At 58.4% G+C, this 18,178-nt stretch carries 22 protein-coding genes, 1 tRNA gene and 1 pseudogene; 9 read left to right on the top strand and 15 right to left on the bottom strand.

Translation table 11 applies throughout. The annotated features are described in order from the left end of the window. Positions 1 to 37 precede the first annotated feature (37 nt). On the bottom strand, positions 38 to 1,348 hold the full coding sequence (algD, locus tag ACJRW5_RS20355) for a GDP-mannose 6-dehydrogenase (RefSeq protein ID WP_484572309.1): 1,311 nt from the start codon (positions 1,346 to 1,348) through the stop codon (positions 38 to 40). A gap of 719 nt (positions 1,349 to 2,067) precedes the next feature. Then, positions 2,068 to 2,847: a peroxide stress protein YaaA gene (yaaA, locus tag ACJRW5_RS20360; protein ID WP_484572310.1), complete on the bottom strand. Its 780-nt coding sequence runs from the start codon at positions 2,845 to 2,847 to the stop codon at positions 2,068 to 2,070. 174 nt (positions 2,848 to 3,021) lie between these two features. Between yaaA and ACJRW5_RS20365 the strand changes: the two genes are divergently transcribed. From ACJRW5_RS20365 to moaE, 5 genes are all read left to right on the top strand, one after another. Beyond that, positions 3,022 to 3,276 (top strand): hypothetical protein, encoded by a 255-nt coding sequence (locus ACJRW5_RS20365; RefSeq protein ID WP_484572311.1) that lies wholly within the window; start codon positions 3,022 to 3,024, stop codon positions 3,274 to 3,276. Continuing rightward, entirely contained in the window at positions 3,269 to 4,660 is a 1,392-nt protein-coding gene (locus ACJRW5_RS20370; RefSeq protein WP_484572312.1) for a PhoH family protein, read from the top strand. Before ACJRW5_RS20365 ends, ACJRW5_RS20370 begins: the two co-directional genes overlap by 8 nt. A 267-nt stretch (positions 4,661 to 4,927) precedes the next feature. Further along, positions 4,928 to 5,404, top strand: a complete 477-nt coding sequence (moaC, locus tag ACJRW5_RS20375) for a cyclic pyranopterin monophosphate synthase MoaC (RefSeq protein WP_119694652.1) — start codon at positions 4,928 to 4,930, stop codon at positions 5,402 to 5,404. After that, positions 5,401 to 5,643, top strand: coding sequence for a MoaD/ThiS family protein (locus tag ACJRW5_RS20380; RefSeq protein WP_484572313.1), 243 nt, complete (start codon positions 5,401 to 5,403; stop codon positions 5,641 to 5,643). The genes moaC and ACJRW5_RS20380 overlap by 4 nt, the downstream gene beginning before the upstream one ends. 83 nt (positions 5,644 to 5,726) lie before the next feature. Continuing rightward, a complete protein-coding gene (moaE, locus tag ACJRW5_RS20385; RefSeq protein WP_484572314.1) occupies positions 5,727 to 6,182 on the top strand; it encodes a molybdopterin synthase catalytic subunit MoaE in 456 nt (151 codons plus the stop codon). A 112-nt stretch (positions 6,183 to 6,294) separates the two neighbouring features. On the opposite strand, the gene ACJRW5_RS20390 is transcribed toward moaE, so the two are convergent. After that, positions 6,295 to 6,459 (bottom strand): hypothetical protein, encoded by a 165-nt coding sequence (locus ACJRW5_RS20390; RefSeq protein WP_484572315.1) that lies wholly within the window; start codon positions 6,457 to 6,459, stop codon positions 6,295 to 6,297. 173 nt (positions 6,460 to 6,632) lie between these two features. Here ACJRW5_RS20390 and ACJRW5_RS20395 point away from each other — a divergent pair, with 173 nt between their 5' ends. Then, the gene (locus ACJRW5_RS20395) at positions 6,633 to 8,564 is read left to right on the top strand and encodes a bifunctional metallophosphatase/5'-nucleotidase (RefSeq protein WP_484572316.1); all 1,932 of its coding nucleotides are present in this window, start codon (positions 6,633 to 6,635) and stop codon (positions 8,562 to 8,564) included. Between the two features lie 289 nt (positions 8,565 to 8,853). Next, positions 8,854 to 9,768 carry a DMT family transporter gene (locus ACJRW5_RS20400; protein WP_484572317.1) on the top strand — a complete coding sequence of 305 codons (915 nt, stop codon included), beginning with the start codon at positions 8,854 to 8,856 and terminating at the stop codon, positions 9,766 to 9,768. A 130-nt stretch (positions 9,769 to 9,898) separates the two neighbouring features. Here ACJRW5_RS20400 and ACJRW5_RS20405 read toward each other — a convergent pair whose 3' ends face one another. Both ACJRW5_RS20405 and ACJRW5_RS20410 read right to left on the bottom strand, forming a co-directional pair. After that, positions 9,899 to 10,345, bottom strand: coding sequence for a hypothetical protein (locus tag ACJRW5_RS20405; RefSeq protein WP_484572318.1), 447 nt, complete (start codon positions 10,343 to 10,345; stop codon positions 9,899 to 9,901). Positions 10,346 to 10,372: 27 nt separating this feature from the next. Continuing rightward, positions 10,373 to 10,546: a hypothetical protein gene (locus ACJRW5_RS20410; protein WP_484572319.1), complete on the bottom strand. Its 174-nt coding sequence runs from the start codon at positions 10,544 to 10,546 to the stop codon at positions 10,373 to 10,375. A gap of 137 nt (positions 10,547 to 10,683) precedes the next feature. Here ACJRW5_RS20410 and ACJRW5_RS20415 point away from each other — a divergent pair, with 137 nt between their 5' ends. Further along, entirely contained in the window at positions 10,684 to 11,034 is a 351-nt protein-coding gene (locus ACJRW5_RS20415) for an excalibur calcium-binding domain-containing protein (RefSeq protein ID WP_484572320.1), read from the top strand. A gap of 155 nt (positions 11,035 to 11,189) precedes the next feature. On the opposite strand, the gene ACJRW5_RS20420 is transcribed toward ACJRW5_RS20415, so the two are convergent. Continuing rightward, positions 11,190 to 11,417: a hypothetical protein gene (locus ACJRW5_RS20420; RefSeq protein WP_484572321.1), complete on the bottom strand. Its 228-nt coding sequence runs from the start codon at positions 11,415 to 11,417 to the stop codon at positions 11,190 to 11,192. 223 nt (positions 11,418 to 11,640) lie between these two features. Here ACJRW5_RS20420 and ACJRW5_RS20425 point away from each other — a divergent pair. Beyond that, positions 11,641 to 11,717: transfer RNA gene (locus ACJRW5_RS20425), tRNA-Met, on the top strand. Between the two features lie 78 nt (positions 11,718 to 11,795). On the opposite strand, the gene ACJRW5_RS20430 is transcribed toward ACJRW5_RS20425, so the two are convergent. From ACJRW5_RS20430 to ACJRW5_RS20470, 9 genes and pseudogenes are all read right to left on the bottom strand, one after another. Continuing rightward, the gene (locus tag ACJRW5_RS20430) at positions 11,796 to 12,164 is read right to left on the bottom strand and encodes a hypothetical protein (protein ID WP_484572322.1); all 369 of its coding nucleotides are present in this window, start codon (positions 12,162 to 12,164) and stop codon (positions 11,796 to 11,798) included. Positions 12,165 to 12,280: 116 nt separating this feature from the next. Then, positions 12,281 to 12,520, bottom strand: a pseudogene (locus tag ACJRW5_RS20435) (helix-turn-helix domain-containing protein); the annotation flags it as partial. A gap of 87 nt (positions 12,521 to 12,607) precedes the next feature. After that, positions 12,608 to 12,904 carry a HigA family addiction module antitoxin gene (locus ACJRW5_RS20440; protein WP_484572323.1) on the bottom strand — a complete coding sequence of 99 codons (297 nt, stop codon included), beginning with the start codon at positions 12,902 to 12,904 and terminating at the stop codon, positions 12,608 to 12,610. A 12-nt stretch (positions 12,905 to 12,916) separates the two neighbouring features. Next, positions 12,917 to 13,123, bottom strand: a complete 207-nt coding sequence (locus ACJRW5_RS20445; RefSeq protein ID WP_484572427.1) for a type II toxin-antitoxin system RelE/ParE family toxin — start codon at positions 13,121 to 13,123, stop codon at positions 12,917 to 12,919. 585 nt (positions 13,124 to 13,708) lie between these two features. Beyond that, positions 13,709 to 13,978, bottom strand: a complete 270-nt coding sequence (locus ACJRW5_RS20450; protein WP_484572324.1) for a hypothetical protein — start codon at positions 13,976 to 13,978, stop codon at positions 13,709 to 13,711. A gap of 10 nt (positions 13,979 to 13,988) precedes the next feature. Further along, positions 13,989 to 14,903, bottom strand: coding sequence for a Kiwa anti-phage protein KwaB-like domain-containing protein (locus ACJRW5_RS20455; RefSeq protein WP_484572325.1), 915 nt, complete (start codon positions 14,901 to 14,903; stop codon positions 13,989 to 13,991). Between the two features lie 864 nt (positions 14,904 to 15,767). Beyond that, complete coding sequence (gene ychF, locus ACJRW5_RS20460; protein ID WP_484572326.1) at positions 15,768 to 16,868, bottom strand: redox-regulated ATPase YchF; 1,101 nt, start codon at positions 16,866 to 16,868, stop codon at positions 15,768 to 15,770. Between the two features lie 27 nt (positions 16,869 to 16,895). Next, positions 16,896 to 17,486: an aminoacyl-tRNA hydrolase gene (gene pth / locus ACJRW5_RS20465; RefSeq protein WP_484572327.1), complete on the bottom strand. Its 591-nt coding sequence runs from the start codon at positions 17,484 to 17,486 to the stop codon at positions 16,896 to 16,898. A gap of 57 nt (positions 17,487 to 17,543) precedes the next feature. Further along, complete coding sequence (locus ACJRW5_RS20470; protein ID WP_484572328.1) at positions 17,544 to 18,158, bottom strand: 50S ribosomal protein L25/general stress protein Ctc; 615 nt, start codon at positions 18,156 to 18,158, stop codon at positions 17,544 to 17,546. Between the last annotated feature and the right edge of the window lie 20 nt (positions 18,159 to 18,178).

Raw genomic sequence — 18,178 nt, forward strand, 5'->3', positions numbered from 1 at the left:
TCGGTGCCCGCGCGCAAGGCGCGGGCACACTCGGCCCTTACCAGCAGATGCCTTCGGCCACGCCGTTGCTGGCGTGGGGCATGAAGCCGACCAGATCGATCACCCGCTTGCCGCTCGGCGCCTGTTCGACCAGCTTGGCGAAGCGCTCGTCGCTATTGCCCAGGACGATGATGTCGGCCTTGGCCACCACGTCTTCCAGGTCGCTGTTGAGCAGCGAGGACACGTGCGGGATCTTCGACTCGATGTAGTCCTTGTTGGCGCCGTGGACACGGGCGTACTCGACGTTGCGGTCGTAGATGCTCAGGTCGAAGCCCTTGCCGATGAGCATTTCCGCCAGCTCCACCTGTGGGCTTTCGCGCAGGTCGTCGGTACCGGCCTTGAAGCTCAGGCCGAGCAGGGCGACCTTGCGCGATTCGTGGCTGGAGATGATGTCGAAGGCCTTCTGCACCTGGGCGGCGTTACTGCGCATCAGCGAGCCGATCAGCGGTGCTTCCACGTCCAGGCTGCCGGCGCGGTAGTTCAGGGCGCGCACGTCCTTGGGCAGGCAGGAACCGCCGAAGGCGAAGCCGGGCTTCATGTAGTACTTGGAGAGATTGAGCTTGTGGTCCTGACAGACCACGTCCATCACCTCGCGACCATCGACGCCGACCGCCTTGGCGATGTTGCCGATCTCGTTGGCGAAGGTGACCTTGGCGGCGTGCCAGACGTTGCAGGTGTACTTGATCATCTCGGCGACTTCGATGTCCTTGCGGATGATCGGTGCGTCGAGTTCGCTGTAGATGCTTTCCAGCAGATCGCCGGAGGCCTTGTCCAGCTCACCGATGACGGTCATCGGCGGGAAGTCGTAGTCTTTGATCGCGGTGCTTTCGCGGAGGAATTCGGGGTTCACCGCCAGGCCGAAGTCGACGCCGGCCTTCTTGCCCGAGCAGTCTTCGATAATCGGCAGTACCACGTTCTTCGCGGTGCCTGGCAGCACGGTGCTGCGTACCACCACGGTGTGACGCTCGTTCTTGTCGCGCATGGCCATGCCGATTTCGCGGCACACGCCCTCGATGTAGTTCAGCTCCAGGTCGCCGTTCTTCTTGCTCGGCGTGCCGACGCAGATGAACGATACGTCGCTTTCCAGTACTGCAGCGGCAACATCGGTGGTGCCACGCAGGCGACCCTGACGCAGACCCTGTTGCAGCAGTTCTTCCAGGCCCGGTTCGACGATGGGCGATTTACCGTTGTTGATCAGGTCGATCTTGTGCGCGGAAATATCCACACCAATCACGTCATGGCCGCGTGCCGACAAACAGCCGGCGCAAACTGCGCCTACATAACCCAAACCGAAGATACTGATTCGCATGGTATTCACCTCGTCCGTATGATGCAGTTTCAAATACTGGCCTTATGGCCAAAACTAATCCGTGAACTTGCTGTTTTGGATGTGAGCAAGTTCATTCAGGCATAAGTTAAGTGGGGCGCCGGAAGTGGCACCAAATGCAGGCCTTTATATGGAGAGTGGCCCTTTGATGTTGCAGTTTCCGCCTCGCTAGAGGCCTCTATGTCAGTAATCTTACGGGTTTGCGTATCTCCCTCTGAAATACGGTAACTTTCGTTCGGGCGAAGCTGTCCGGCGAAAGTTAATTCGCAATTCGGCAGGTTCAAGTGATAAGAAAGTTATGTATTGAAATGTGTTACGGGCTGTATGAGTCGTGGGCCTTTCGGATAGTTCCTACCGTTCGTCCTGAAGCTGAACCGGAGCTGAACGGATAATTTGATTGCAATATGCTGGCAACTTGCAAAATGCATGATGGCACACTGCAGGTTAATTAACGCGAAACTATCCGATAACTAAGAAAGGCAATAAGTTCTACGGAAAGTGCCCTCGCGCTAAAACTGTGATGGCAAACAGGTTTTTGAGAATCAAGCGTAACGGGAAGGGAATTTTTGCCAGACGTGGCGTTCAGGGCGCCGCGAGCGGTGCGGGGAAGAGAACTCAGGAAAGGAGCAGGCCGGCAAGCGCAGCGGCCAAACCCATGCAGCAGCCGATGAGCGGTGCATGGGCTCGGCTGACAAGGCGGATCAGTCTTGTGGCTGGTCGCGCAGGAAAACCAGGCTGTCAGCCTTGGAATGCTCGGCCGAATAACGGTAGCCCTGGTAGTTGAAGTCCTTCAGGCCTTCGGGGTCGGTCAGGCGTTCCTTGACCACATAGCGTGCCATCAGGCCACGAGCTTTCTTGGCGTAGAAGCTGATAATCTTGTACTGGCCGTTTTTCAGATCCTTGAACTCGGTATCGATGATGCGTGCGTTCAGGGCCTTGCGCTTGACCGCACCGAAGTATTCATTCGACGCCAGGTTGAGCAGCACGTCATCGCCCTGGGCCTGCAGCGCTGCATTGAGCCAGCCGCTGATGCGCTCACCCCAGAAGGCATAGAGGTCCTTGCCGCGATCATTATTCAGCTTGGTGCCCATTTCCAGGCGGTAGGCCTGCATCAGGTCCAGCGGGCGAAGCACGCCATACAGGCCGGAGAGCATGCGCAGGTGAGCCTGGGCGAAGTCGAAATCCTCTTCTGAGAAGTCCTCGGCGTTGAGGCCGGTATACACGTCGCCCTTGAATGCCAGCAGCGCCTGCTTGGCGTTGGAGGGGTTGAACGGCCGCTCCCAGCTGCCGAAGCGTGCCGCGTTGAGGCCGGCGAGCTTGTCGGACAGCCCCATCAGCTCGGCAATCTGGGCCGGGCTGAACTCGCGCAACTGATTGATCAGTTCCTGAGCATGGTCGAGGTGTTCGGGTTGGGTGAAGCGCGGGGTGGCTGGCGGGGTCTCGTAGTCGAGGGTCTTGGCCGGTGAAATCACCATCAGCATGGGCAGGTCTCCAGAAAGCGTGACGGCGATTCTAGAAGCTGGCGTCAGGCGTGACCACCTATCGGGGCGATTGAGAGAAGCATCTGCACAGTGTTGGCGCGTCGATGACGCAAGGCGGTGCGCAGGGTCAGCACAAGGTACTGGGTAGGACTTCGGACTGTAACGGTGTCCTGCGTGACCGCCAAGCGCTATCTGTCGCACCGACAAATAAACCCCCGGTTCGAGAAAAAAACATTTTTCTGTCATGCGAATTGGGGTAATAAAAAAGCAAGACCGCCGAAACCTGCAGACAGGTGGCGGCCATTGGCCCTCACCTTGCTTGCCACCTTTCGGCCCCGATCTGAAAAATCGGCGGTCTCTGTCCGGCGCAGCACCGCCCCTGGTATTGCGTCGCCCGGCTACGACAAGAAGGTGACCGAGTATGGATGACCACGGACGCTCCAAGCCCACCGCTCCAACCCTCTACGCCCTCGACACCAATGTCCTGATCCACGATCCCAACGCCTTGCTGAACTTCGAAGAACACCATGTCGCGATCCCGATGACGGTGCTGGAGGAACTCGACAAACTGAAATCCGGCAAGCATGGCGTCGCCGCCGAATGCCGCCAGGCAATCCGCCTGATCGACCAGATCCTCGCTGGCGCCGAACCTGAAGACGTCGAGTACGGCGTACCGATCCAGCGCGGCAAGAGCGGCCCTTGCGGGCGTCTTTCCATCCTCATGAGCAAAAGCGCGGCGCCGGTGACCTGGCTGCCGGAAAACCTCAACGACAACAAGATCATCAACCAGTTGGTGGAGCTGAAGTCTCGCAACCCCGGGCTGTCCGTGGTGCTGGTGACCAAGGACATCAACATGCGTCTGAAGGCGCGTGCCTGTGGCATCGACGCCGAGGATTACCACACCGACCAACTGGTCGATGACGTTTCGCTGTTGTCCAAGGGCTATCACGACCTGCCCGGCTCGTTCTGGGAGCGTGTGAGCAAGGTCGACACCCGCCAGGACCACGGCCGCACCTGGCACCGCGTACAGCTCACCGACAACCTGCCGGTGGTGCACATCAACGAGTTCATTCTCGATGAGCAAGGCTTCGTTGGCTGGATCAAGGCGATCAAGGGCGACGAGCTGGTGATCCTCGACATGCATCAGGAGCCGCTGCTGCATCAGGAAGCCTGGGGCCTGAAACCGCGCGACATTCATCAGGCGCTGGCGCTGTTCGCGCTGCTCGATCCAGAGATCCACCTGGTCAACCTGTCCGGCGCAGCCGGTTCCGGCAAAACCATCCTGGCGCTGGCCGCAGCCATCGAGCAGACCATGGTCAGCAAGCGCTATCGGCGAATCATCGCCACCCGTAGCGTGCAGGGGCTGGATCAGGAAATCGGCTTCCTGCCCGGCACCGAGGCGGAGAAGATGGAGCCCTGGCTCGGAGCGATCACCGACAACCTCGAGGCGCTGCACATGGAGGACGAAAGCACTCACGGCAGTGTCGACTACATCCTGCAGAAGGTGCCGCTGCAATTTAAGTCGCTCAACTACATCCGCGGGCGTAGCTTCCAGCAGAGCCTGATCCTCATCGACGAGTGTCAGAACCTCACGCCGCACCAGATGAAGACCATCATCACCCGTGCCGGCAGCGGCTCGAAAGTGGTGTGTCTGGGCAACCTGGCGCAGATCGATACGCCTTACCTGTCGGCGCCCAGCTCGGGCCTGACCTACCTCACCGAACGCTTCAAGGACTTCCCTCACGGCGTACACATCACCCTGCAAGGCGTACCGCGCTCGGTCCTCGCGGAATACGCGGAAAGTCATATGTAACCCTGTAGCTGTGAAACACTGGCGCCCCTGCTCGCAAGAGCAGGGGCGTTTTAGTCTGCATCAACGAATTTCTACAGGTCTCGTGGGAGCGGCTTCAGCCGCGATGATCGCGGATAAATCCGCTCCTACAGTAGTTGTGTCGCCGAATGCCGTCAGTAGCCCGGATGAAATCCGGGGATTTTGCCGCTCTGGTCCTGGATTGCATCCGGGCTACGAAATCCTGACTTGCAGGTTTACAATCGGCCGATTCCCGCCAGGAGCTTTCCCGTGCTGACCCACCTCGATTCCCAAGGCCGCGCGCACATGGTCGACGTCACCGACAAGGCGACCACCTTCCGCGAAGCCACCGCCGAAGCGCGCGTGCGCATGCTGCCCGCCACCCTGCAGATGATCGTCGCTGGCGAGCACCCCAAGGGCGACGTGTTCGCCGTGGCGCGCATCGCCGGCATCCAGGCGGCGAAGAAAACCAGCGATCTGATCCCCCTGTGCCACCCGTTGATGCTCACCGGCGTCAAGGTCGAGTTGCGCGCCGAGGGCGATGACGCCGTGCATATCACCGCACGCTGCAAACTGTCCGGGCAAACCGGTGTCGAGATGGAGGCACTGACTGCCGCCAGCGTCGCCGCGCTGACCATTTATGACATGTGCAAGGCCGTGGATCGCGGCATGGTCATCGAGCAGGTGCGCCTGCTGGAGAAACTCGGCGGCAAGAGCGGTCACTACAAGCTGGAGGAACAAGCATGATCCGCGTGCAGTACTTCGCTCGCTACCGTGAAGCCCTGGGCCGCGACGACGAACAACTCAGCGGCGACTTCGCCACTCTCGACGACCTGCGCCTGCATCTGCTCGCGCGCGGCGGCGAATGGGAAGTGCTGGGCGAACAGAACCTGATGTGCGCGCGCAATCAGGAGTTGTGCAGCCTCGACGAGCCGCTGGCCGAAGGTGATGAAGTGGCCTTCTTCCCCACCGTGACCGGCGGCTGATACGGCTGTAGAGCGGCCGGGCAGCGTTCCGCTCCAGCCCTCCAAAGCGAACTGAAAACGTCCCGCCAAACGAGAATCCCTGCATGACCATCCGCGTACAAAGCCAACCCTTCGATCCCGGCACCGAGCTCAATGCCCTGCATGCCGCCAACTTCGGTATCGGCGCGGTGGTCTCCTTCGTGGGGTATGTACGCGACTTCAACGAAGGGCGCGAAGTCGGTGGCATGTTCCTCGAACACTTTCCCGGCATGACCGAAAAGGCCCTGGCCAAGATCGCCGATGAAGCGCGCGAGCGCTGGCCGCTGGTGGGGATCGAGATCATTCACCGCATTGGTCGTCTGGAACCAGGTGAGCCCATCGTCTTCGTCGGCACCAGCAGCGCGCATCGCCAGGCCGCTTTCGATGCCTGCAACTTCGTCATGGATTATCTGAAAACCCGCGCGCCGTTCTGGAAGAAGGAAGACACCAGCGAAGGCCCTCGTTGGGTCGAAGGCCGCTGCAGCGACCAGAGCGCCGCGCAGCGCTGGCAAAAGCCGTAGGGGCATGACCGCATAACGCCCAGTGCGCATGGTATGCAGTGCGGGAACCGTGCCCGCTACGCCTGACCTCAGGCTGATCATGATCCGGCGCGCACCGCTGGCCGCGATCTGCCTACGCCAACGCCAGATGTACCCGCAGCGCGATCGGCACCAGCATCAGCAGTACGCCAAGCCCCAGCACGCGTACGCCCCATTCATGATCGCGAAAGTTGAAACCCACGCCCAGCAACAGAAAGCCGCCGATCAGCAGTAACAGCATCAGGTGATAGTGGTCCATGGTTCTTCTCCACGTCCTAGCCTTGTATACAGCCTAGTCCCTCCGTCTGGCTTGGGTGCTGATCTGCGGCAATGAATTTTTGACTCGATTGGCGACAGCTCACGTCCCGATTGGTCGCTGTCTAGCACTTCGGCCTGCTCCATACTCTGCGCAGTCATCGTCAAGGATCGTCCATGCGCCTGCTTCCCTCCCTCCTGCTCGCCGGCCTGTTGAGCGCTGCGCCGTTGTCCGCTGCCGAGCGTGATTTCACCATCTTGCACAGCAATGACTGGCAGTCGCGTCTGCTCGGTTTCGGGCCCAACAACGAATACAGCCCCGCGACCGTGGACGATGACGGCACGGTCGGCGGTGTCGCGCGCCTGGCCACCCTGTTGAATGAGCGTCGCGCGGCCGCTGGCGAGCAGCCCCTGCTGCTGCTCGATGGCGGCGACTTCACCATGGGCACGCTGTTTCACACCATCGCCCGTGAGATGGGCAGCGAGCTGCGTCTGATGAGCGAGCTGGGTTACGACGCGGCGGTGATCGGCAACCACGAATTCGATTTCCGCCCGGCTGGCCTCGCGGCGATGATCAGTGCTGCACACAAGGCCAAGGGCGATGCGCTGCTGCCGTTGCTGTCGAGCAATATGCGTTTCGACCCGGCGAACAAGGCCGACGATAGTCTGCAGGCGCATTTCGATGCGGGACGCATCCTGCCGTACAGGTTGATCGAGCGTGGCGGCATTCGCTTCGGTCTGTTCGGCTTGCTCGGCAACAACGCCGTGGCGGTCAGCCCGATGATCAAGCCGCTGACCTTCGCCGACCCGGTCGCCACGGCCAAGGAAACCGTGGCCAGGCTGCGCGAGGAGGGTGCCGAGGTGGTGATCCTGCTCTCGCACATGGGCGTCACTCAGCAGGCCGATGGCAGCTGGCGCGGCGAAGAAGTGGAGCTGGTCGAGCAGGTGCCAGGCATCGATATCGTCGTCGGTGGTCATTCCCATGTGGCCCTGCCACAGCCAGTGCTGGTCAACGGACATACCCCGGTGGTGCAGGCCGGTTCGGAAATCCAGTACCTCGGCGAGTTGCGCATGACCCTCGGCGATGACGGTGTGCCGCGTGTGCGCGACTACCGCCTGCATCCGATCAATGACAGCATCGCTGGCGACTCAGCCATCACCGCCAAGGTGGAAGACTTCAAACAGGTGGTCAGCGAGCACATGCTCACGCCCAAGGGCTATCGCTTCGACCAGCCGCTGGCCAGGGTCGACCAGAGCCTGGGGCGAGACTTCAGCGAGCACACCCTGGCCAACCTGGTGACCGATGCGCTGCGTCATGCGGTCGATGCTGATCTGGCCTTCACCGGTAACGGCACCATTCGCGATGACCTGCTCAAGGGACGCAACGGTGTGCAGAATGTCTCCGACTTGTTCCGTATCGCGCCGTTGGGCATTGGCCAGTTTGATAACGAGCCTGGCTACCCGATGATCAAGGCCTACGTCAGCGCGCGTGAAATCAAATCGCTGCTCGAAGTGCTGTTGCTGGCTTATCAATTGCGCGATAGCGACAGCTATTACCCTCGGGTTTCCGGAGTGCGCTTCACCTACAATCCCTGGCGCGTGCCGTTCGACCGCATCAGTCGCATCGAGATTGGTGACCCGGTCAAGGGCTACCGCGATCTGGATCTCGATGATGCACGCCTCTTCAGCATCGGCGCCACCAGCTACGTCGGCAGCTTTACCTGGCTCGTGCCGGACCTGACCAAGGGCCTGCTCGATGTGATTCCCAAGGACGCCGAAGGCCGCCCGCTGCCGCGCATCGAGGATGCCATCGTTGATCAGGACCCCGACAAGGACGGCGTGCAGGAACTCAAGGAGTGGCAGGCGCTGCTCGATCATATCCGCAGCCTGCCGGATCTCGACGGCGACGGCCTGGCCGACATCCCCACCACAGGTACTGCGGCCGAGGCTCGCATGGTGCGCGCCCCCAGCCTGCATCCGGCCGAGATGTTCCGTCTGGCTGGGCTCATGCAGTGGGGCGTCAGTGCGGTAGTCCTGGCCTGCGTGCTGTTGATTCTCTGGCTGCTGACTCGCCCGCTGCGCCGCCGCAGTCAGCGTTCACGGCCGTAGGGTGCGCCGCGCGCACCAGGAACGACGCGCTACTCGACCTTCAAGCTCGCACAACGCGCCCTTACTTTCCGGGCGCGCCGGCCTGAACGTCATAACTCCGTTGGCTTGGCGTGCATAGCGCACCCAACGGCCCGCCACCTTGCCAAGCATTGCGTGCCTCCGTATGGTGCAAAGCCGCCTGATTCGGAAGCTATGCAATGATCGCTCAGCACTGTTCGTTCGCTGACCGCGCACACCCGGCCCACCTTCACTCGAATAAAAGCCGCGCCATGACGGCGATGTCCGCCCTATGACTGTCCTCAATCATTCGCGCCCGCTGGCGCTGTTCGGCCTGCTGCTGGCCAACCTCTGCTGGTCAGGCAACGCTTTGGTTGCGCGAGCCTTCGCCGGTGAAATTGCCCCGTTCACGCTGGCTTTCTGGCGTTGGTGCCTGGCGCTGGCATTGCTGCTGCCTTTCGTCGTCATCCCGCTGTGGCGCCATCGCACTGCGGTGTGCAATGCCGGTTGGCGTCTGCTGGTACTCGGTGGTCTGGGGATCGCCGGCTACAACTCGCTGCTCTATAGCGCTGCGCAGACGACGGCGGCGATCAACATCTCGCTGGTCAACACCTGTCTGCCACTGGTGACCTTCATCGGCGCTGGTTTGTTGCTCAACGAATGGCCGGCACGCCGTGCCTGGTGGGGCATGCTGGTGGCCGTAACCGGTCTGGCGGTATTGATCAGCCAGGGGCAATGGAGCCGCCTGGCCAGCCTGTCGTTCAACCGGGGCGACCTGATCATGCTGCTGGCCGTGGTCGACTGGGCGCTGTACTCGTTGCTGCTGCGGCGCTGGGCCAGCTACCTGCAGCCGATCCCGCCGCTGGCGCTGCTCGGCGTGTTTATCCTGCTCGGCGTACCGTTGATCCTGCCCTTCTATTTGTACGAGCTGAGCCAGGGCGCTCATCTGCTGCTCAACGCCGCCAACCTCTCGGCTGTCGCCTACACGGCCGTATTCGCCTCGCTGTTGGCCTACCTGGCCTGGAATCACGGTATCCGTGTAATGGGCGCGGCCAAGGCGGCGCTGACCAACTACCTGATGCCGGTGTTCACCGCGTTGCTGGGTTGGGTGCTGCTGGGCGAGAGCTTGCAGGCCTATCACTGGCTTGGCGCGGCGATGATCTTCGGCGGCCTGCTGCTCGCCACGCGGCCAGGTAAAAAACTGTAGGAGCGGCCCTCGCCGCGAACGCTTCGCCCCGGGATGCGGCTCCTACAGCAGGGGGTACCAGCGATCAGTCGCGTGGGGTGGAGCACGCTTTACCGATCTGCCTTTCAACGTCAGCGGATGAAAAAGGCGCTCACTCCGGCTTCAGCATCACGAAGGCTTCACCGCCTTTGCGATCGTGCATCAGGATGAACGCCTGCCCGGCGATCACCATCTTCACCGGCACCTTGCGCGGTACCGTGGTGCCGGCGTTTACCGCAGCTGCCGTCAGCAACTGGTTCGTCAGGGTATCGTCTTGTTGCGCTTCGCTGGTGACCGCGCACTCATGGCTGGCCTTCACCTGGATACTCATACTCTTGTCGGCATTGAAGCCAACGGTGGCGAAGCCCATGTCGGTCATCTCGCTGATGCCGTGCTGACGCGCCACGCGATGCGCCTCGGCAAAACTCGGCGCTGTTTGCAGGCAGATATCGCGGAACGCCTGCACCACGGGCGAGGTGACCGGCACTGCAGGCTGCGAGCCCAGGTTGGCGCAGGCGCCGAGAAGACCGCAGCTGACAAACAAGACGAGCTTTTTCATTACATCATTCCTTAATGAGGTATCGGGTCAGGGCTGCCGCGATTGCTCGCAAAGATCATGCCCCAGTAATTGCGAAGCCAGCCCCTTGGCCAGGTAGGTTTCTACCACTCGGCCGTCGGCGCACTCGGTCCTGTGCCCGATGGCGACACCGATGGACAGCAGAACGAATAGCGCCAGGCCGATATTCTGGATGGGCGTCATGACAGGGCTCGCTAGGTAAATGATGGGGCAGGATGAACAGACGGGTAGGGGATGGCAAGCGTCAATGTGAGCCTCTGGATTTGTCGGCTCGCTGAGCCAATACTGGCACCCACGCAAATCAGGCAAGGGACTGCGCAATGAAGAAACTGATCATCATCCTGTTGCTGGGCGGCGCCGTCTGGCAGTTTTACCTGAGCAAGCCCGGCAGCCCGGTCATCAGCAATATCGCCAGCGACGGTTCGGTCATGGACAACCCGGTAGTCAGCCAGCCCGGCGCGTCCATCTTCTCGCGGGACAGTCGGCGCTCCTCCACCAGTCAACCCGCGACCCAGGTGGCCAGCAGCAACTACCGCTGTGATGGCCGCACCCACTGCTCGCAAATGACTTCCTGCGCCGAAGCCACCTACTTCCTGCGCAACTGCCCAGGCACCAAGATGGATGGCGACAATGATGGCGTGCCCTGTGAGGGGCAATGGTGCGGGCGCTAGCAGGCCGTTGAAAAACGCAGGCGAGGTAGGCAAGACAATACCGATGGCGGCCCCGCAAAAACGACCGAAAAAGCGGAGTTTACGTGCTGTAAATGAGCATTTTGAGGGCGTTTTTAACGCAGTATTGCCAACGTAGGTAGTTTTTCAACAGCCTGTCAGGGCAGGGAGATCGACAGGCTGCTTAGCGCAACCTGGGCGATAAGCATCCAGGCAACCGCGCTGATGATGCCCAGCACGCTGTAACCGACGACGATACCAAGCGCGATCTGCTTCCACAGCCCGGCGAAACGGTTGGGTTCGTTGCGGTAGCGCGTTGGCATATCGCGCTCTGCCCGTAGATCGTCGAAGTCGTCTCTCGCTCTCAAGGTATTCTCCTGGTTCATGGGCCAGCGCGCGACGACGCTGCAGCCTGCTGGATGCGGATTTTCCGGCATCGGCCGACAGCCCGGCAAGCACCGTCCGAGCGGTTGAGAGCTGAGCCGTGGGCTCAGAAACGAGCGATTCGGCGCACCGCCACCGGCGAAGCCTAACCGCTTGATAAAACGTAAATTTATCGATGATCTGGGGTTGACAGCGATAGGCGAGACGCGGACAATGCGCGCCGTTGGCTACATAGCTCAGTCGGTTAGAGCGCAGCATTCATAATGCTGATGTCCCAGGTTCAAGTCCCGGTGTAGCCACCATAAATTTCAAGGGGTTAGCGCAAGCTAACCCCTTTTTGTTTGCCCAATGAAAAGGCGCCAGAGCGGCGCCTTTTTCGCTTAGCTGCCGGTCGCTCCCACGCATGAAGCGTAGCGCTTGGCGATGGCTATCACCTCGGGCTTGCTGGCAAAGCTCTGTGGGGACTGGCCAAAGATGCGGTTTTCGCACATTTCCCGGTAGTTCTCGTAACGCGCCATGCAGTTGGCCGGCGTCGAGCCGCCTGTAACCTGGTAGCTGGGGTCGCTGCAGATGAAGGCTGCAAGGTTGTTGGCGCCGAGCTTAACCTCGTCGAGGCTTACGCTTGTGCCCTCTGACTTCTTCAGCAAAGCTTGGTAGCTATCGACAGTGATGGCGGCAACGGAGAAGTGCTCGTTATAGACGTAATAGCCACCGGCGGCGATGGCTATCAGCAGTAGTAATGTTTTCACGTGGTTCATCCTTGATGGCGAAGGCCGGCAGGTTAAACGCTTGCATTGAGGCTGTCGATGGCACTCAGAGGCGTTGCGGTTTCATTTGCATGAACTCTAAGAAATCAGTCTCCTTTTCCTGTCTTTTTCTCAAGGTCGCGTGGCGTCAGGCCCTGCTGATCCATGCGAAATTTGATGGCTTCGATAGGGTCGGACGGCGGCATCGGGGCGTGCTCGTCTTCGTACTTGCTCACAAGCAGAGCCAGCACTTCGAGTACATCACCTTCAGGCGTACCAATCTCTGCGCCCCACAGCTCGTCAATGCGCGCCATCGAAGCTGTGTAGTCTTGCTCGGTGCGAATGGGCTTGATGTTCATCACGCAGTCTCCGCGTAAAGCTGATCGTACTGGGCGTGTGGGCCAACGAAGCGAACCACAACGGCATTTACCGGATTGGTCAGCTCGCTATCTGTAGCGCTCAATGGTCTGCTCGATGGCTGCGCCTGACTCGGCATAAGTTGCCGCCAGGGCATACTCAGTCTGCAAGTTCATCCAGAATTGAGCTGAGGTGTCGAAGTAGCGGCCTAGCCGAATCGCCGTATCGGCGGTAATGCCACGCCGCTCGCGCACGATGTCATTGATGGTCGGCGCCGACACATGCAGAGCACGAGCCAGTGCGGCTGGGGTCATGCCCAGCGGTTCAAGGAACTCTTCGCGTAGCACTTCGCCAGGATGAACGGGGCGCATGCCGTTGATAGCCATGTAGCCACCTTCTCAGTGGTAGTCGACGATTTCGACTTGTGTAGGGCCAGCGGCAGTCCACACAAAGCAGATTCGCCATTGATCGTTGATTCTGATGCTGTGTTGATCTGCTCGATTGCCCTGTAGCTGCTCCAGCCGGTTGCCTGGCGGAGAGCGGAGGTCGCGCAGCTCAACGGCTGCATTCAGCATCGGCAGTTTCCGCGTGGCCACATTGAGAATGTTGGCCCAGCGTCTGGAGCTTCCTCACTCAAACAGAGCCTGGGTTTCTGCGCATCTGAAACTCAGGATCATGCGTTAATCCTTAACGTTAAGCGTTAATCTGATCATGCGCGTCAGCCATATTCCGACACCAGCGCTTTTTATCTGTGATGGTTTTCCACGCCGGGCGCGTTGGCCATCAGCGCCACCAGCGATTGAGTAGGGCGCGTAGCGAGCATTCGCCGGTTGCTGGCGGTGGGGCGAAGCTCGGCATATCGCGCTGGGAGATCCACAGGTCGCCTTGCCAGTCCAGCAGGCTGATGCCTTGAGCGCTGAGTGTGTTGGTTTTGGAACTTGCCGAGCGCTATCATCCGATGAATCTGCGTCAGAGCGTCATATCTGAGCATGGTTGACAGCGGGATAAATAAATCTGTCCCCTTTTCCCTACTATATGGCGGGAAGCCTTATTTTGACTTTGTAACCTTCAGTGTAGTAATGGGCTAAAGGAATGGCGGCAAGAAGTAGAGGTAAAGGCGTCAAAGGCTAGTGAAGGTTAGCGGCATTAATAAGCGGTTTTTAATGCCGCACCTTCAAAAAAACAACACGCTACCAATTTCTATTTTTACTGTTGAGCCAGTCTCCACATCCATAATTTAGAGATGCCCAACTTCCTTGTAGTCGAGCGACAAAGAAAACATCATTGCTGTCTGATAAATTGCGTAGATCATCACGTATCTCTGCAGATGTTTTTGTGGTGTCGATAAGCCAGAATGACTCTAAATTCTTGCAGTAAGCAAATTGCTTAAGGTAGTCGTGTACTGGTGTGTAGTCTTTTCCAGGCGCTTTTAAATCATAGGTGACGCAATATACAGTCATGCTGGGGTCCTTAGATTTGAACTGCGTCAGGGACGTCGTAATTTATATTGGTTATCTCGCTCATTAAGCGAAGGTCTAGCAGAAGCTGGATTATAGTCCTTGCTGTGCCTTCACACGGGATCAAACGGCCGGTAGCATTGTCAAAATTTAAGCCCCAGCCCCGGCGGATGCTAACCTGCTGAAGGGTTGGTAAAAAATTAGGGTCTGCAAATAAATTCTTTTCCTCCACTACTGCCATGCGGCGAAGTTGGATGGAATTGCTGCCCACGTAATTGATGATCGGGGTTAAATCCGTAAAAAGTGCACTGAAATCTGGGGCGTTTTGAAGGTCGGCGAAAGCGTTCAAATACGCTGCTTTATATTTTGCAGCAGACTCAAATGCTCGTTTGTTTGCGATATAAATAACGCCGCCTTTTGCATAGAAGTCGAAATTTTTCTCTATGCTAAAGGCGTTGTTTTCAATGGCTATTAGCTCTCCATCTTCAAAGATTACGTTAAGAAATTTTTTGGAGTAAGCGGTCTTCCAAGATGATGATGAACGTTTGATTGCATATACAGTTTCCCCATTTTCACTAAACTTTACTACATAGCCATTTGAACCTATGAGGTTTTTAAGTTCAGGTATTCTATGATCTGCCTCTGGACGGTCAACCAAGGCCTGAAGGTTAGGGAAGTCTGTGACTTGCTGATCAATTACTAAACAGCTGTTTTCATTGGTTTGCGAAATGTATGTGTATCCTGAAAACTCGGTAATTCTTTGCATTTCACTGATGGCAAAATTTTTTAACTGAGTTTCAAGCGTCTCGTCTGATGGAACGTAGAATGCTGTATATTTTGCAGCAGTTGAACTGTCTTTGAAAGACCATAAATGTACTGTTGCTTCAGCATAGTTAAATTGACGGAGCGAATCAAATGCGGCCTGCATGTTAGTCCCTCATTAAATAAAAGTCCTGAATTGTTGCTGCTTTTTGTTCGCCTTTACATAGGGGGCCTTGTTTAAGTGCGCGAACGATTTTTTCCTCTTTGTTAAATTTTATTGTTGACTCATATAGAGTCCAGCCAAACATTAGTAGAAGTGGGTTCATGATTATTTGGCCGGACTTATATGAGATTGCAAACATCCAGCACAAAAAGACGGCGAAGCCAATAAGGTTTTGTGGTTCTGAATAGCTTATGCCCATGAAAGACACGACATAGGGGAATACATAATTAATTATGTCGTTAGGGATTGGCTTTGAGTTGATTATCTGAACATCAAATGGATGTCTTACTTTTTTCAGTACATAGAATGCTAGGCCGCAACAAAGAGCGGTGAATAGTACAAAGGCAAGGGCAGGTAATGGATTTTCGAAAGGGATAAAAGAACAGTTGGATATATTTTGGGGGTTGCAGAGGTCAAGAGACCACCAAGAAAAAGGGATGTCCTGAATAGCTAATATGATTGCGAGGGGGAAATAGGACCCCATAAATATAAGGAATGCAGAAAATATTCTAAATTGCATGATCTGGACGTCCCTGTCTGGGCATATGGCCACTACGCTAGCGCGTGTCAGGCTGCGCGTAAATAGGGCTGGTGACTACATTGGTCTAATTTTCTGGAGAGGACTGGTCTAGCCAGCTTAGGGAAGGGCTGGAAGCCCCGCTTTATGGGGCTCTCTGGCCCAGCGGGGCGGCTCGTAGCGGATTCATAATGCCCAGTTCGCGCTAGCCGCTACCTGGTGATTCCATAGCCCCAAAAACAACAAAACCCCGCCAAGGCGGGGTTTTGTTTATGCACTGCCTACAACGATCAAACGTTAAAGCGGAAGTGCATCACGTCGCCATCCTTGACGATATAGTCCTTGCCTTCCAGGCGCCATTTGCCGGCTTCCTTGGCACCGCCTTCGCCCTTGAAGGCAATGAAGTCGTCATAGGCGACCACTTCGGCGCGGATAAAGCCTTTCTCGAAGTCGGTGTGGATCACGGCGGCGGCCTGCGGGGCCGTAGCGCCGATGCGCACGGTCCAGGCGCGTACTTCCTTCACCCCGGCGGTGAAGTAGGTCTGCAGGTTGAGCAGCGAGTAACCGGCGCGGATCACGCGGTTCAGGCCCGGCTCTTCCATGCCCATGGTTTCGAGGAACATCTGCATCTCTTCCAGATCGTCCAGCTCGGCGATCTCGGCTTCGATCTTGTTGCACACCGGCACCACGATGGCGCCTTCTTCTTCGGCGATGGCGTTCACCACGTCTAGGTGCGGGTTGTTCTCGAAGCCATCTTCGGCGACGTTGGCGATGTACATCACCGGCTTGGTGGTCAGCAGGTGGAAGGTCTTGGCCAGGCGTTTTTCTTCGTCGCCCAGGTTCTTCAGCAGGCTGCGCGCGGGCTTGCCTTCGGTGAAGTGGGGGATGAGTTTTTCCAGCAGGGCTTTCTGCGCCACGGCTTCCTTGTCGCCACCCTTGGCGCTGCGGGCCACGCGCTGCAGTTGCTTCTCGCAGCTGTCGAGGTCGGCCATGATCAGTTCGAGGTCGATGATCTCGATATCACGCTTGGGGTCGACGCTGTTGGCGACGTGGATGACGTTCTCGTCTTCGAAGCAGCGCACCACGTGGGCGATGGCGTCGGTCTCGCGGATGTTGGCGAGGAACTTGTTACCCAGGCCTTCACCTTTCGACGCGCCTGCTACCAGGCCGGCGATGTCGACGAATTCCATGGTGGTGGGGATGACTTTCTCTGGCTTGACGATCTCGGCCAGGGCGTCGAGGCGTGGGTCGGGCATGGGCACGATGCCGCTGTTCGGCTCGATGGTGCAGAAGGGGAAGTTTTCTGCGGCGATGCCGGACTTGGTGAGGGCGTTGAACAGGGTGGACTTGCCGACGTTGGGCAGGCCGACGATGCCGCAATTGAATCCCATGGGGTGACCCTCGGTAAAAGGTTGGAGTTACTTGCTGGCCTTCTGGCTATGCAGTTTGCGCATGGCCACGGTCCAGTCGCCGGCGAGTATTTCCGGCAGGACGTCCAAGGCGAAGTCGATGCTCTTGTCGAGCAGTTCCTGTTCGCTGCGTGGGGCGCGTCCGAGCACGTAGCCGGAGACCAGGCTGGCGTGTCCCGGGTGGCCGATGCCGAGCCGCAGGCGATGGAAGTTATTTTGATTGCCGAGCTGGGCGATGATGTCGCGCAGCCCGTTGTGCCCGCCGTGGCCGCCGCCCTGTTTGAGCTTGGCGACGCCGGGGGGCATGTCGAGTTCGTCGTGTGCCACCAGGATCTCTTCGGGTTTGATCTTGAAGAAATTGGCCAATGCCGCCACGGACTGGCCGCTGCGGTTCATGTAGGTGGTGGGGATGAGCAGACGAACTTCGCGTCCCTGGTGGTTGAACTTGCCCACCAGGCCGAAATACTTGCGATCAACGCTGAGATTGGCGCGTTGGCTCTCAGCGACGCGCTCAACGAAAAGGGCCCCCGCATTGTGCCGGGTCTGGTCGTATTCGGGGCCGGGGTTACCCAGGCCAACGATCAGTTGTACGGCAGTCATACAGGAGCCCTTTCGAGAATTTGGCCCGGCGTGATCGCATGCCGGGCCAGCTGACGATTACTCGGCAGCGCCTTCGCCGGCAGCTTCTTCACGAACGCGCGGCAGGTGGATGCTGGCAACCGGCAGGTCACTGCCGTGGGCCAGAGCAACCAGCTCAACGCCTTTCGGCAGTTTGATGTCGGACAGGTGAACGGTCTGGTCAACAGCAACCTGAGCCATGTCGACTTCGATGAATTCCGGCAGGTCTTTCGGCAGGCAGGAAACTTCGACTTCGTTCAGCGAGTGCAGGATTTCGCCGCCGCCTTTCTTGACGCCAACAGCGCTGGCTTCGTTGATGAAGTGCAGCGGTACGTGGGCGCTCAGCTTCTGGCCGGCAACGACGCGAACGAAGTCAGCGTGCAGAACGAAGCCTTTGGCCGGGTGGCGCTGCAGGGCTTTGATCAGAACGCTTTCTTTGGTGCCGGCAACGTCCAGGGTCAGAACGTGGCTGAAGGCAGCTTCGTTTTCCAGCAGCTTGGCCAGGTCTTTGGCCAGCAGGCTGATCGAGGCCGGGGCTTTCTCGCCGCCGTAGATCACGGCAGGCACCATGGACACGTTACGACGCAGGCGGCGGCTCGCACCTTTCCCCAGGTCGGAACGCACTTCGGCATTCAGGGCAAATTCAACAGTCATTTCACTTCTCCAAAATAACC

Source organism: Pseudomonas pichavaramensis, assembly GCF_050473265.1.
Lineage (GTDB): Bacteria > Pseudomonadota > Gammaproteobacteria > Pseudomonadales > Pseudomonadaceae > Aquipseudomonas.

Excerpts from the sequence above, each read along its gene's own strand:
- algD (WP_484572309.1), bottom strand. The coding sequence starts at position 1,348 with ATGCGAATCAGTATCTTCGGTTTGGGTTATGTAGGCGCAGTTTGCGCC.
- yaaA (WP_484572310.1), bottom strand. The coding sequence starts at position 2,847 with ATGCTGATGGTGATTTCACCGGCCAAGACCCTCGACTACGAGACCCCG.
- ACJRW5_RS20370 (WP_484572312.1), top strand. The coding sequence starts at position 3,269 with ATGGATGACCACGGACGCTCCAAGCCCACCGCTCCAACCCTCTACGCC.
- ACJRW5_RS20380 (WP_484572313.1), top strand. The coding sequence starts at position 5,401 with ATGATCCGCGTGCAGTACTTCGCTCGCTACCGTGAAGCCCTGGGCCGC.
- moaE (WP_484572314.1), top strand. The coding sequence starts at position 5,727 with ATGACCATCCGCGTACAAAGCCAACCCTTCGATCCCGGCACCGAGCTC.
- ACJRW5_RS20390 (WP_484572315.1), bottom strand. The coding sequence starts at position 6,459 with ATGGACCACTATCACCTGATGCTGTTACTGCTGATCGGCGGCTTTCTG.
- ACJRW5_RS20395 (WP_484572316.1), top strand. The coding sequence starts at position 6,633 with ATGCGCCTGCTTCCCTCCCTCCTGCTCGCCGGCCTGTTGAGCGCTGCG.
- ACJRW5_RS20400 (WP_484572317.1), top strand. The coding sequence starts at position 8,854 with ATGACTGTCCTCAATCATTCGCGCCCGCTGGCGCTGTTCGGCCTGCTG.
- ACJRW5_RS20405 (WP_484572318.1), bottom strand. The coding sequence starts at position 10,345 with ATGAAAAAGCTCGTCTTGTTTGTCAGCTGCGGTCTTCTCGGCGCCTGC.
- ACJRW5_RS20410 (WP_484572319.1), bottom strand. The coding sequence starts at position 10,546 with ATGACGCCCATCCAGAATATCGGCCTGGCGCTATTCGTTCTGCTGTCC.
- ACJRW5_RS20415 (WP_484572320.1), top strand. The coding sequence starts at position 10,684 with ATGAAGAAACTGATCATCATCCTGTTGCTGGGCGGCGCCGTCTGGCAG.
- ACJRW5_RS20420 (WP_484572321.1), bottom strand. The coding sequence starts at position 11,417 with ATGAACCAGGAGAATACCTTGAGAGCGAGAGACGACTTCGACGATCTA.
- ACJRW5_RS20440 (WP_484572323.1), bottom strand. The coding sequence starts at position 12,904 with ATGGCTATCAACGGCATGCGCCCCGTTCATCCTGGCGAAGTGCTACGC.
- ACJRW5_RS20450 (WP_484572324.1), bottom strand. The coding sequence starts at position 13,978 with ATGACTGTATATTGCGTCACCTATGATTTAAAAGCGCCTGGAAAAGAC.
- ACJRW5_RS20455 (WP_484572325.1), bottom strand. The coding sequence starts at position 14,903 with ATGCAGGCCGCATTTGATTCGCTCCGTCAATTTAACTATGCTGAAGCA.
- ychF (WP_484572326.1), bottom strand. The coding sequence starts at position 16,868 with ATGGGATTCAATTGCGGCATCGTCGGCCTGCCCAACGTCGGCAAGTCC.
- pth (WP_484572327.1), bottom strand. The coding sequence starts at position 17,486 with ATGACTGCCGTACAACTGATCGTTGGCCTGGGTAACCCCGGCCCCGAA.
- ACJRW5_RS20470 (WP_484572328.1), bottom strand. The coding sequence starts at position 18,158 with ATGACTGTTGAATTTGCCCTGAATGCCGAAGTGCGTTCCGACCTGGGG.